10 protein-coding genes are annotated in these 12,768 nt (G+C 70.9%); 4 read left to right on the forward strand and 6 right to left on the reverse strand.

Annotated elements, in window-relative coordinates; all coding sequences use genetic code 11:
- Positions 1–161 precede the first annotated feature (161 nt).
- The 3 genes from N5D62_RS03365 to N5D62_RS03375 form a co-directional block, all read right to left on the reverse strand.
- Positions 162–1,991 carry an ATP-binding protein gene (locus N5D62_RS03365; RefSeq protein ID WP_279756107.1) on the reverse strand — a complete coding sequence of 610 codons (1,830 nt, stop codon included), beginning with the start codon at positions 1,989–1,991 and terminating at the stop codon, positions 162–164.
- Between the two features lie 301 nt (positions 1,992–2,292).
- Entirely contained in the window at positions 2,293–3,231 is a 939-nt protein-coding gene (locus tag N5D62_RS03370; protein ID WP_279756109.1) for a pyridoxamine 5'-phosphate oxidase family protein, read from the reverse strand.
- Positions 3,232–3,241: 10 nt separating this feature from the next.
- Entirely contained in the window at positions 3,242–3,868 is a 627-nt protein-coding gene (locus N5D62_RS03375) for a glutathione S-transferase (RefSeq protein WP_279756112.1), read from the reverse strand.
- 127 nt (positions 3,869–3,995) lie between these two features.
- Between N5D62_RS03375 and N5D62_RS03380 the strand changes: the two genes are divergently transcribed.
- Entirely contained in the window at positions 3,996–4,910 is a 915-nt protein-coding gene (locus N5D62_RS03380; RefSeq protein WP_279756114.1) for a LysR substrate-binding domain-containing protein, read from the forward strand.
- Here N5D62_RS03380 and N5D62_RS03385 read toward each other — a convergent pair.
- Positions 4,892–5,683 (reverse strand): hypothetical protein, encoded by a 792-nt coding sequence (locus N5D62_RS03385; RefSeq protein WP_279756115.1) that lies wholly within the window; start codon positions 5,681–5,683, stop codon positions 4,892–4,894. The two genes, N5D62_RS03380 and N5D62_RS03385, sit on opposite strands and share 19 nt — an antisense overlap.
- A 42-nt stretch (positions 5,684–5,725) precedes the next feature.
- A complete protein-coding gene (locus N5D62_RS03390) occupies positions 5,726–8,356 on the reverse strand; it encodes a DNA topoisomerase III (RefSeq protein ID WP_279756116.1) in 2,631 nt (876 codons plus the stop codon).
- A gap of 151 nt (positions 8,357–8,507) precedes the next feature.
- On the opposite strand from N5D62_RS03390, the gene N5D62_RS03395 reads away from it, so the two are divergent.
- The 3 genes from N5D62_RS03395 to N5D62_RS03405 all read left to right on the forward strand — a co-directional run bounded on the left by N5D62_RS03395 (position 8,508) and on the right by N5D62_RS03405 (position 10,805).
- Positions 8,508–9,056, forward strand: coding sequence for an SET domain-containing protein (locus tag N5D62_RS03395; protein ID WP_279756118.1), 549 nt, complete (start codon positions 8,508–8,510; stop codon positions 9,054–9,056).
- A 192-nt stretch (positions 9,057–9,248) separates the two neighbouring features.
- Entirely contained in the window at positions 9,249–10,106 is an 858-nt protein-coding gene (locus N5D62_RS03400; protein ID WP_279756119.1) for a biotin--[acetyl-CoA-carboxylase] ligase, read from the forward strand.
- 6 nt (positions 10,107–10,112) lie between these two features.
- Positions 10,113–10,805, forward strand: a complete 693-nt coding sequence (locus N5D62_RS03405) for a hypothetical protein (protein WP_279756120.1) — start codon at positions 10,113–10,115, stop codon at positions 10,803–10,805.
- 93 nt (positions 10,806–10,898) lie between these two features.
- Here the strand turns inward: N5D62_RS03405 and N5D62_RS03410 are convergent, their stop codons facing one another.
- The gene (locus N5D62_RS03410; RefSeq protein ID WP_279756122.1) at positions 10,899–12,686 is read right to left on the reverse strand and encodes a S8 family peptidase; all 1,788 of its coding nucleotides are present in this window, start codon (positions 12,684–12,686) and stop codon (positions 10,899–10,901) included.
- Between the last annotated feature and the right edge of the window lie 82 nt (positions 12,687–12,768).

Here is a 12,768-nt window from a genome sequence, read left to right on the forward strand (position 1 = left end):
CGCCGCACCCCTGGCCACGGGGCGCCGCCCGCACACCTGCCTCCGTCCGACGCGAAGTCAGTAATCGTGCCTGGGGCCGGGAGGGGGCGGAGGGTTCCCGGAGAGAGGCCCTTCGCATCGTGGAGCGCCCGCGCCTGGCGACCCGAAGGATGGAACCCCGCTCAGGAGGCCAGCGGCAATTCCAGCGCGAAGCTGAACCGGCTGCCCTCGTCGGGCGAGGTCTCGACGGTGATTTCCCCGCCCATGAGGCGCACCAGTTGCTGGCTGATCGCCAGCCCCAGCCCGGTGCCGCCGGCGCGGCGGGACAGGTCGGCGACCTGTTCGAAGGGCTGGAACAGCCGCTCCATCTGCTCGCGCGCCATGCCGATGCCGGTATCGGACACCGTGAAGCGCAGCATCAGGCTGCTCGGCCCCTGCGCGACGACATCGACGACCAACCCGATGCGGCCGTGGTCGGTGAACTTCACGGCGTTGGACAGCAGGTTCAGCAGCACCTGCCGCAGCCGCTGCCCGTCGGCCCGCACCCGCGTCGGCAGCTGGGGATCGAGGTGGACATCGAAGGACAGGCCCTTCTCCGCGGCCCGCGGCCGCATCGATTCGCTGCAGATCTCCAGCAGCGCGCGCAGGTCCAGCGGATTGAGCTGCAGCGTCAACTTGCCGGCCTCGATGCTGGCGACGTCGAGCAGGTCGGTGATCAGCACCAGCAGGTGCTCGCCCGATTCCCGCATCAGGCGGATCCGCTGCTGCTGCGCCTCGTTGAGCGAGCTGTCCATCTGCAGCAGCTGCGCGAAACCCAGGATCGCGTTGAGCGGCGTGCGGAACTCATGGCTCATCGTCGCCAGGAAGCGGCTCTTGGCCTGGTTCGCCGACTCCGCCCGCTGCTTGGCCTGCGACAGCTCCACCGTGCGGTCGGTGACCAGTTCCTCCAGGTGGTCGCGGTGCTGCGTCAGCTCCTGCTCCGCCTGGCGGCGCAGCGTGATGTCGCTGACCAAGCCCTCGATGCGCGGCGCGCCGTCCAGCACCAGGTGCAAACTCAGTTCGACCCACAGGTCGCGCCCGTCGCGCGTTGTCACCAGCAGCGGCACCTGCTGCAGCAGCCGATGCCGCTCCAGCGCCCGCGCCAGCCGGCGGTACTCGTCATGCTCGATCCGCACCACCCGCCGCAGCGATACGCCTTGCGCGTCCTCCGGCCGGTTCAGGCCCAGCATCTGCGCCAGCGCCTTGTTCACGCGCAGCAGCCGCCCGTGGCCATCGGCCTGGAAAATGCCCTCGGCGGCGTTCTCGAACAGGCTGCGGTAACGCTGCTCGCTGCTGCGCAGCCCCTCGGCGAAGTCCTGCAGCTTCGCGCTCATCGCATTGAGCTGGTCCGTCAGGTCGCCGATCTCGTCCGCATGCTCCGGCACGATGTGCGCGCCCAACTCGCCGTTGGCCACCCGCTGCGCCAACCAGCGCAGCCGCGACACCGGCCGCTCCACCAGCCGCCGCACCAGGAAATAACTCGTCAGCGCGATCGCGATCAGCACCGTCGCCAGCAGGCTCGCCACCAGCCGCCGCGTCTCGCCCAGCGTCTGGTCGATGTAGGTCCGCGTGTACACCAGCGTCGCCCGCCCCAGCGCCCCCGCCGGACCCTGCGCCCCCGCCCGGTGGCTCAGCTCGAACTCCAGCGTCAGCGGCCTCACCGCCGGCGACGCCCGCGCCCGCTGCAAGGTCTCCAGCCCCGGCGCCGCCAACGTGATCGACTGGACCTCCGGATCCGCCATCACCGCATCCAGCAGCTCCGACAGCGCCGCACTGTCCAGGTTCCACACCGGCTCCGCGAAACCCCGCGCCACCAGCTGCGCCATGCGCTGCTGGCGCTCCACCAGCGCCTCGTTCAACTCATGCTCGTGCCGATCCACCCAGTACAGGCCGATCAAGCCCACCAGCACCGTCGCGCTCAGGCTCAGCGCAGCCACCAGCCGCGTCTGGATGCTCAGCGTCGATCGACCCATGACTGCATGCCCTCTCCTGGCTCGCCCATTTGTTTGCGGCCGAGTGTCGCGCAATTGCACGGCGCCTCAGAGGGTTCGGATTGGGGGAAGGACCCCAGGAATTCACGGGTTGCGGAGTGGGGGGCTGGGGGAGGGGGAGGGGGCTTGGCGTTGGGGTGGGGGGTGGGCGTCCATCGATCGAAGCCGGGGGGCCCGGTGCCCCCTTGCGCTCAATTTCCTCCTCGCCGCTCGGAATTCGCTCCAGGTGGCACCGGGCCCCCCGGCTTCTCCAAGCCGCTCACTGCCACCAGACCGCGCGGCGTCACGTAGGGCTCGGAACCACGAACTGCGGCGCGAGGCGCGCCTCGCTCCAGCGCCAAGGCAAGGCGCTCGGGCGTCGTAACGCCGCGGTGACGCGCAGGCGCACCTCGCGCTCGTCGTCGCCCGTCCACACCACCTCGGCCTCCGCGGCCAGATGCAGCAACTCGCCGGTGGCGTAGTCCGGAATCAGCAGCCCCGCGCGCGGATGCCGCATCAGATTGCCCAAGGTCATGAAGAACCGATTGCCCGGGAAGTCCGGCAGGCGCAACTCGATGCCGCCATCCAACCGACGATGCGCCCTCACGAATCCCGGCGGGCCGCCACGGTGCGACACGTCGACGCCCTCCGCGCGACCGTCACCCGGCACTGGGGCCGACGCGCTGGCGATGAAGACCGTGTCCGCCGCGGCGATCCGCGCCAGCGCCGGGTCGTCGAGCGCCGCATCCAGCGCCCTCGCAAGGCCCGGCGGCGTGTCGTCCCACGCCAGTGGATCGCGCGCCTGGATGTACTTCGGGCAGTTGCCGAAGCTCTGCACGACATCGACCCGCAACCCGTCATCCGACAGCGCCGCGAGCCGCCCATTCATCCGGTTGCGGCGCCGCGTGTGCGGCTCCAGGCCGAGCAGGCCCACCGGCGCGCCCAGGCCGTGCGCCCGCAGCGCGGCCAGCGCCGGGTCCTGGCCATCGAGCGGCGCGGCGATCGCCATCGTCCGCGCATCCGGCGTGGTGACGAACCCCGGCGGCCCGGCCAGCATCGTCGCCCACGGCTGCCCCGCCGCGTCGAGCGCGCCCAGCAGCATCGTCGGCAGCTTGCCGAACAGCTCGCGGTGCTGGTCCGGCATGTGGTCGCGGATCACCTGCGCGCCGATCTCGGCCAGGCGCTCGCGCATGCCGATGCGCGCCTGCATCGCCTGTTCGCCCTCATGCCAGCTCGCGTCCATGGCGGCGGCCTCAGAGCGTGTCAGGCAGCGGCACGAAGCCCGGCAGCGCCTCGATGCGCCTGAGCCAGCCGCGCAGCCTCGGATAGTCGCTCAGCGACACGCCGCCGATCGGCGCCTGCGCCGTGTAGCCGTAGAACGAGAGGTCGGCCAGCATCGGCCGGTCCGCGACCAGGAAGGCGGTGCGGGACAACTGCTCCTCGACCCGCGCGAACAGCGTGTGCCCGAGCGCCTGCGACGCCGGATCGACCGGCAGCCCGGTCAACGCGCGGTAGCGCGGCGACGCCGCGCCCGGCCCCAGCAGGCTGACCGACAGGCTGAACCAGCGCTGCTGCCACGCGGCCTCGAGCGCGTCGCGCGGCAGCCAGCCGGCGTCCGGCGCGTACCGCGACGCCAGGTAGACCAGGATCGCATTGCTCTCCGGCAGCACGAGCTCGCCATCCTCGATCACCGGCACCTGGCCCAGCGCGTTCAGCGCCAGGAAGGCCGGCTGCTTGTGCTCGCCACCCGGCAGGTCGATCTCGACCACGGTGTAAGGCAGGTCCAGCATCGACAGCAGCAGCTCGACGCGGTGGCAATGTCCCGACGCCGCGAGGCGGTGCAGGCGCAGCGGGGCGGACGGACGGGGGGCGGCGTTCATGGAGGCTCCAGCGGGGGAATCGAAGGCCTCTACCGTATCTCTTGCAGTCGACGATTGGAATGATGGTTGCCGATCATTCAGAATTGCAGTCATCGAAATAATGAGGCGCGACCGCGCCGCCCGGCCCATGGACCACCTCGACCGCCTGCGCTGTTTCATCGCCGTCGCGGACACGCAGAGCTTCGCCGCCGCGGCGCGCCGCCTGGGGTGTTCGGCGCCGGCCGCCACGCGCGCGATCGCGGCGCTGGAGCAGCGGCTGGGCGTGCAGCTGTTCCAGCGCAGCACGCGCTCGGTGCGACTGACCGAGGCCGGCGAGCGCTTCGTCGTCGACTGCCGGCGCATCCTGGCCGACCTGGACGAATCGGAAGCCACCGCCGCCGGCGCGCAGGCCGAGCCCGCCGGGCTGCTGGCGCTGACGGCGCCCTCGATGTTCGGCCGGCTGCATGTCGCGCCGATCGCGGCGGAGTTCCTGCACCGCCATCCCCGCATCCGGATGAAGCTGCTGCTGGTGGACCGCGTCGTGTCGCTGGTGGACGAGGCGCAGGACCTGGCCGTGCGGATCGCCCATCTGCCCGATTCCGGCCTGACCGCGGTGCCGGTGGGCGCGATGCGGCGGGTGATCGTGGCGGCGCCGGACTACCTCGCTCGCGTTGGCGAACCGGCGTCGCCGCGGGACCTGGTGGGGCATCGGATCGTCGGCGGCTATTTCGACGGACAGGGCATGACGCCGTGGCGTTTCCGCGAGGGATCGCAGGCGCTGACGCCGACGTTGATGGTCAACGACAGCGCTGCGGCGATCGCGGCCGCGGTGGCTGGCGTGGGGCTGGTGCGCTGCCAGCTGTACCAGGCGGTGGACGCGGTGCTGGACGGCCGCCTGCGCATCGTGCTGGCGGACCACGAGATCCCCGCCGCGCCGGTGCATCTGGTGCACGCGGCGGGCCGGCGGGTGCCGGCCACGCTGCGCCTGCTGATCGACTTCCTGGCCGAGCGGCTGCGTGCCCAGCCGGTGCTGGGGGGTGAGGCTTACCTGCGCGATGCGTGAGGCGCGCCCGCCGGGGCCCGGTCAGCGGGGTCCGACGGACCGGGCTGCGGGGCCTTCCGCGCGGCCGGATACGGTTGGGCCTGCTGCCGGAGGGAGAGACGCGCGCGCGCGGAGATCGCCGTCGGGCCCGGAGACGTCTCCTCGACCAGGCGCTTGAGCGCCTGCAGCCAGATGTCGAAGAGGGGCAGGGTGCTGGCCTTGTCGAGCTCGAAGAGCACGTCGTTGATGGCGTCCTGGTGGGGCGAGCGTGGCGCGCTCGAGGCGCTCATGACCGGATTCAGGCGCCGATGCCGTTCGAGCAGCGCATGTTCCCGGTTCAGCCGTTCCGCGAAGGCCACCGGCTCATCGCGGCACAGGCGTTCGAGCGCCTGGCAGGCCGCGGCGTGATGCGCGAGCGAGCGCCGCAGGAGTTCCTGTTCGATCGCGCTGAGCCGCTCCTGGCCGAGCAGCTCCTCCACCTTCACCTCCATCCGGTGCAGCCGCTGCAGGCGCTCCGGCAGCCGCGCCGACTGCCTCAGCAGCCGCGACAGGAGCGGACGCGGCGTGGCCGCGTCGCCGTGCTCCAGCACGTCGAGCCGATGCCTGGCGGCCCGCAGCTTCTCCTTGAAGCAGGCACGCTGCTGTTCGGCGATCGACACAGGATCGGGCGGACGGGGCTCGACGGCCTCGGCCTCGGCCTCGGGCTCGTCCGGGAACCATTGGTCGTACAGCGACCAGGCAGTGCCGGGCGCATCGGGCGCGCCGCCGGCGGGGGAGGGAAAGGGAAGGTTCATCTCAGGGACCCGCGGAAACCGAAGGGCCCCTGAGTCGGGCGATCAGCCCTTCGCGGTCGCCTTCTTCGCGGCGACCTTCTTGGCCGCCGGCTTCGCGCCGGGCTTGGCGGCGCGGGGTTCGAACTCGAACACCACCTTGCCTTCCTTGCGGTCGTAGGTCAGGAAGGCCTTGAACTTGCGGCGGGTCTTGTTGGAGACGAAGTTCTCCAGCAGGCCGGTCTTGCCGGTCTCCAGCAGCTTGCCCATCTGCTCGGGCTCGATGGGCTGCTGCAGGATGATCTTGCCGCTCTTGAAGTCGCAGGTGATCTTGTCGCCGACCGCGTGCTCGCAGACGTAGTTGCTGCCGAAGTCGAAGACGCGGCCATTGCACTTGGGGCAGCGGCCCAGCGGCGTGTGGCCGCTGAAGTCCACCGGCTCGCCGTTCTCCTCGGCCTTCTTGGCGTCCTCGCCGAAGTCGAACTCCAGCTTCCAGTTGTCGATCTCGGGATCGAACACCAGCGCCAGCTCGGCGGTGAAGGGCCAGCCCGCCTTGGAGCGGAAACCCTCCAGCGGACCGACCTTCTTGTCGCGCAGGAAGGCCTCGACCTCGTGCAGCTCGAAGCTGCGGCCGCCCGGGATCTTGGGGATCGAGAAGCCGCAGCCTTCCGCGTCGCCGCCCTTGCCGGTGCAGGTGAAGCGGCGGTAGTTCTCCTTGACCACGCCGCCGCACTTCGGGCACGGCGTCTTCAGCGTCGCGTAGTCGCCGGGGATGGTGTCGCGGTCGTATTCCTTGGCCTTGCGCACGACCTTCTCGGTCATCGCGGCGATCTCGGCCATGAAGTCCTCGCGCTTGAGGCGGCCCTTCTCCATCTCGGACAGCTGGAACTCCCAGTTGCCGGTCAGCTCGGGCTTGGACAGCTCGTCCACGCCCAGGCCGCGCAGCAGCGTCATCAGTTGGAAGGCCTTGGCGGTGGGGATCAGCTCGCGGCCCTCGCGCAGCATGTACTTCTCGGCCAGCAGGCCTTCGATGATCGCGGCGCGCGTGGCTGGCGTGCCCAGGCCCTTCTCGGCCATCGCCTCGCGCAGCTCGTCGTCGTCGACCAGCTTGCCCGCGCCTTCCATCGCCGACAGCAGCGTCGCTTCGGTGTAGCGCGCCGGCGGCTTGGTCACCAGCGCCTTGACGTCGGTGCCCTCGGTGCGCACGACCTCGCCGGTCTTGACCGGCACCAGCATCGCGCCGCTGGTGCCCGGCTCGGCGTTCTCGTCGGTCGCCTCCTTGCCGTAGACCGCCTGCCAGCCCGGCTTGACCAGCACCTTGCCGTTGGTCTGGAACGCATAGGACCTCGCCGGCGTCTTCACCGTCGAGATCCGCGTCGTGACCTGGAATTCCGCCGGCGGGAAGAACACCGCCAGGAAGCGCTTGACGACCATGTCGTAGAGCTTGGCCTCGGCCTCGGTGAGGCTGCGCGGCGCCTGCAGCGTCGGGATGATCGCGAAGTGGTCCGACACCTTCGTGTTGTCGAAGACCTTCTTGGTCGGCTTGATGTAGCCGTTGTCCAGCGCGGTGCGCGCATGCGGCGCCAGCGCCTGCAGCGGACCGGGCAGGTCCTCGTTGGCGATCATCCGCGCCGTTTCCTTGGCGACGTTGAGGTAGTCCTCGGGCAGGTAGCGCGAGTCCGTCCGCGGGTAGGTCAGCACCTTGTGCTTCTCGTACAGCGCCTGCGCCAGGCCCAGCGTCGTCTTGGCCGAGAAGCCGAAGCGCGAGTTCGCCTCGCGCTGCAGCGTCGTCAGGTCGTACAGCCCCGGGCTGGCCGTGGTGCTGGGCTTGGACTCCTCGGTCACCGTGGCCGGCTGGCCCTTGGCGGCCGCGGCGATCGCATCGGCCTCGGCCTGCGTCCAGACGCGGTCGGCGCGCTGTTCGGGGTCCTCGGCGTTCTTCTTGAAGGCGGGATCGAACCACTTGCCCTCGTACTGGCCGGCCTCGGCGTCGAAGGTGCCGCGGATCTCCCAGTAATCGCGGTAGACGTGCTTGCGGATCTTCTCCTCGCGCTCGACCACGATGGACAGCGTGGGCGTCTGCACGCGGCCGACGGTGGTCAGGAAGAAACCGCCGTCGCGCGAGTTGAACGCGGTCATCGCCCGCGTGCCGTTGATGCCCACCAGCCAGTCGGCCTCGGAGCGGCAGCGCGCGGCGTCGGCCAGCGGCAGCATCTGCTGGTCGGTGCGCAGGCGCTCGAAGCCCTCGCGGATCGCCTGCGGCGTCATCGACTGCAGCCACAGCCGGCTCACCGGCTTGTTGACCTGCGCCTTGGCCGTGCCGGCGTACTGGACGATCAGGCGGAAGATCAGTTCCCCTTCGCGCCCCGCGTCGCAGGCGTTGATCAGCGAGGTCACGTCCTTGCGCTTGATCAGCTTGACCAGCGCGTTGAGCCGGCCCTTGCTCTTGTCGATCGGATTGAGGTCGAAGTGCGGCGGGATCACCGGCAGGTGGGCGAAGCTCCACTTGCCGCGCTTCACGTCGAATTCCTCCGGCGCCTTGATCTCCACCAGGTGGCCGACGGCCGAGCTGACGACGTACTCGTCGTTCTCGAAATACTCGTCGTGCTTCTCGAACTTGCCCGACTGCGCGGTCAGCGCCTTGACGATGTCCTGCGCCACCGACGGCTTCTCCGCGATCACCAATGCCTTGCTCATTGCGCTTGCTTCTTTCGTCTTCGCTTGTCTTCGTTCAGGCGTGCCGAAACGACACGGTCGCCTGCCTACAATCCGGCCTCGCGCGCGCCCACGCACCTACGTACGTGTACACGCGCGCGCACCCATGAATTCAATGTACCGGACTCGCTCCATGCCGCAACAGCGTCCCGCCAGTGCCCCCGCGCCCGCCGACAAACCCGCGCAGGCCGGCAAGCCCGGTGCCCAGGCCACCGCCGCCGACTCCCCCCGCCGCGGCCCCCGCATCCAGGTCCGCGCCTCCGGCGTGCACGGCCGCGGCGTCTACGCGCTGGTGCCGCTGCAGGCCGGCGAGAAGCTCATCGAGTACAAGGGCGAACGCATCGACTGGGACGAGGCGCTGCGCCGCCATCCGCACGATCCGTCGCAGCCGGACCATACCTTCTACTTCCACCTCGAGACCGGCGGGGTCATCGACGCCGCCCACGACGGCAACAAGGCCCGCTGGATCAACCACGCCTGCAGCCCCAACTGCGAGGCCCGCGAGCGCGACGGCCGCGTGTTCATCCACGCGCTGACCGACATCTCGCCGGGCGAAGAACTCTTCTATGACTACGGCCTGGTGATCGACGAACGCTATACGCCCAAGCTGAAGAAGCGGTTCGAATGCCGCTGCGGCACCCCGGGCTGCCGCGGCACGATGCTCGCGCCCAAGGGCCGCTGAGGCGCCGAGGGGCGCACAGGGGGTCGCCGGGCCGCCGCGGCGCCGGGGGACCCTGTCAGGTCCTACAGCCACCGATTCATGGTGGCGACGGGCCGGGGGCGTGCTTCTCCCTCTAGACTCCGACCATTCACGACCACCGGGCCGCCAGGCCCGGGAAGACCAAGACGGGATCGCAAGATCACATTCGCGGCGATGCAAGAACATCAGAACTGGGGCGCCGAAGCCCTCTGGCAAGACCTGGAGCCGCTGCTCCCGGGGCTCAGCATCGAGGTGCTGGCGCGGGTCGAATCGACCAACGCGACCTTGATCGAGCGCGTGCGGCGCGACGAAGGCATCGCCGCGGCCGGTGGCCGCGCGGGCGACCGTCCCTACGGCCGCCGCCAGCACGACCTCCACCCCTGCCTGCTGATCGCCGAGCACCAGACCCACGGCCGCGGCCGACAGGGCCGCAGCTGGCACAGCACCGCCGGCGCGTCGCTGACGTTCTCGCTGTCGCTGCCGCTGGAGATGACGGACTGGTCCGGGCTGTCGCTGGTCGTGGGCGCGGCGATCGCCGAGGGGCTGGACCCCGACGGCCGCCGCCTCGGCCTGAAGTGGCCCAACGACCTGTGGCTCGACGACCGCAAGCTCGGCGGCATCCTGATCGAGACGGTGCCCGCCGGCTCGTCGCGCATGGCCGTGGTGGGCGTGGGCCTGAACGTGTCGGACCGGGCGCGGGTGGCGGATTCGCAGCTCAACACCGGCTTCGCCTGCCTGCAGGAACTGATCCCGGACATCACCCCGCCGCAGGCGCTGGCGCGGCTGGCGCCGTCGCTGGTGAAGGCGCTCGCCGCCTTCGCGGCCGACGGCTTCGGCGCCTGGCGCGAGCGCTTCGCCCGGCGCGACCTGCTGCAGGGCAAGGCGATCACCGCCGGCCTGCTGGAAGGCATCGCCGCCGGCGTCAACGAGCGCGGCGAACTGCTGATCGACACCGCCCAGGGCCGCCAGGTCGTCAGCGGCGGCGAGGTCAGCGTGCGGCTGGGCGGCACGTCCGCCGGCGCGCAGGGATAAGGCCCGATGCTGCGCGCCGCGGTCATCCTGCTGTTCGTCGCCAACGTGCTGGTGTTCGCGTGGAACAAGGGCTGGGTCGCCGGCGCGGCGCCCGGCGCGCCGCGGCTGGAGCAGCAGCTGCATCCCGAGCGGCTGTCGCTGCTGAACCAGAAGGCGGTCACGCAGCTGGCCACGCGGTCCTGCGTCGAGCTCGGCCCGCTGATCGGCGACGAACTGCTCAAGCGCGCCAACGCGGTGCTGGCGTCGGCCGGCGTGCCGGCCTCGTCGATCGAGTCCCGCGCCGTCGACACCGGCGGCGTCTGGGCGATGGCCACGATCAAGATGCCCAGCAAGGACTTCCGCGAACGCAAGGAAGAGACCTACCGCAACGCCAAGATCGCGTTCGAGCCGCTGCAGGGCTTCCCCGACGAGCAGCCGACGCTGGTGCTGAGCAAGCACGACAGCGAGGCGGCCGCGCAGGCGGCGCTCGACGCGATGACCAAGCGCAACTACAAGGGCCTGCGCGTGCTGCGGCTGCAGGAGCCGCTGCAGCAGACGACGCTGCGCCTGGCGCGCCTGGACGGCGTCCAGGTCGGCAAGCTCAACGCCCTGGCGAATCCGCCCTGGGGCGAGAAGCGCAAGGATTGCGCCCTGGAGGCGCCGGCCGCGTCCTCCGCGGCCAGTTCGCCCAACGGCGGCGGCTCGGCGGCGAGCCGCTAGACGGCCCCGGTTCCTCGACGCTCGGAGCTTGCAGGCCTTCCAGGCCCTGCGAGGTCGTCGGGGCCACCCCCGAACCTGACTGACGCGACGCGCTCAGGCCCGCTTGGGCCAGCGCAGCGCAAGGGCCGCCAGCGCCAGCGCGGCCAGCCACCAGGCGCTCATCGCGCCGCCACCGCCACCGCCGCCACCCGAGGTCGGCTCGACCGGCGTCGTCGGGGTGGTGGGCGGCGTCGTGGGCGTGGTCGCCGGCGTCACGGCCGCGATCGCGGCGTTCGCGTCCAGCATGCCGGCGCCGCAGGTGGCGGTCGTGCAGTTGCACTCCTGCTGCGGCTGCGCGCTGTTGCCGGCCACGCACTGGGCGACCCCCGCGACCGCCACGAAGGGCCGGGCGGAGGACCGCAGCGCCGCCTTGATCTTGTCCGGCGTCAGCGTCGGGTCCACCTGCAGCATCAGCGCCACCGTGGCGCTCACCAGCGGCGTGGAGAAGCTCGTCCCGGTGCCGTAGGTGTAGGCGTTGCTGGCCGCCACCGGGACCGTCGTGCCGCTGTTGGTCGTCGACAGGATCGGATACAGGCAGGGGCTGCCCGCGGCCGTGTTGACGCAATTGCCGCCCGGGGCGCTGATCGTCACCTGCGGGCCGAGGTTGGAGAAGCCCACCTTGGAGCCCGCGTGCCGCAGGCCCGCCACCGCGATGACGTTGGCGCAGTTGGCCGGCGTGCCCACGGCGATGCCGCCCGACTTGGTCTCGTCGTCCTTGTTGTCGACGCCGTTGCCCGCCGCGACGACGACGGTCACGCCCGCGTTGTAGGCCGCAGTGATCGCGCTCTGGTACGGATCGGTGCAGGCGCCGTCGCCGCCCAGGCTCATGTTGATGATCTTGGCGGGGTTGGGGTTGTCCGGCAGCCCCGGCACCGACAGGCCCGCCGCCCACCGCATGCCGGCGGCGATGTCCGAGGCCCAGCCGCCGCACTTGCCCAGCACCCGCACCGGCAGGATCTTGGCGTTGTAGGCCAGGCCGGCCATGCCCAGGCCGTTGTTGGCGACCGCGGCGATCAGGCCCGACACCCGCGTGCCGTGCCAGGAGCTGTTGGCGATGTCGTCCTTGGTGCAGCTGTTGCCCAGGCGATTGGCGTCGATGTCGGACTGGCTCACCCAGTCGCCGGGGTCGCTCGGGTCGTTGTCCGGGCCGTCGCCGTCGTTGGCGGTCGCCAGCGAGGTGCTGCCGTTGCCGACGCCGATCATGTCGTAGCCCGGCTTGAACTGGTTGGCCAGGTCGGGATGGTCCATCCGCGCGCCGGTGTCCAGCACCGCGACGACGACGCCGCTGCCGGTCGCCTTGTCCCAGGCCGCCGGCGCGTTGATCGACGAGACCACCGTCGCGTCCGGCGCCTTCAGGTACCACTGGCCGGCGTCGACGTTCAGCGCGGGCGCGGTCGCGTACAGCGGATCGTTGGGCACCGCGAAATGCCGCCACCAGCGGTCGACCTGGACCGACTCGACCTCGCCGTCGGCGGCCAGTCGGCGGGCCAGTTCGGCCGAGCTCACGCCGCTGGCGACGTAGACATGGGTGCGCTCGTCCAGGCTGACGCGCGCCTGCAGCGCCGCCGCGTGGCGCATGCCCAGCGTCGTGCCGCGCACCTGCGCGATGTCGCGGGCCTCGGCCGAGGTCGCGCGCATCGCCAGCGGGCGGGCGCGCACCGCGTCCGCCTGGGGCTTGAAGCGCACGATCACCCGGGCGAAGTCGGCCTGCTGGTCCGGCTTCACGGCCGTCGCGGTGGCCGCGCCGGCCATGCCGGTGCCGAACACCCCCATGACCGCCACGGCAACCGCCAGGCGCGCCACGGTCGTCGGCAGGAACCTGGGCAAAGACAGCACGGACATGCGAGAGCTCCACAAATCTGGGCTAGCCAGTTTAAGGAGGTCATCGCTAAGAAACTGCTAATCCGGCCGACTCATTCGCAGC

The organism is Mitsuaria sp. GD03876 (assembly GCF_029840635.1).
Lineage (GTDB): Bacteria > Pseudomonadota > Gammaproteobacteria > Burkholderiales > Burkholderiaceae_C > Roseateles.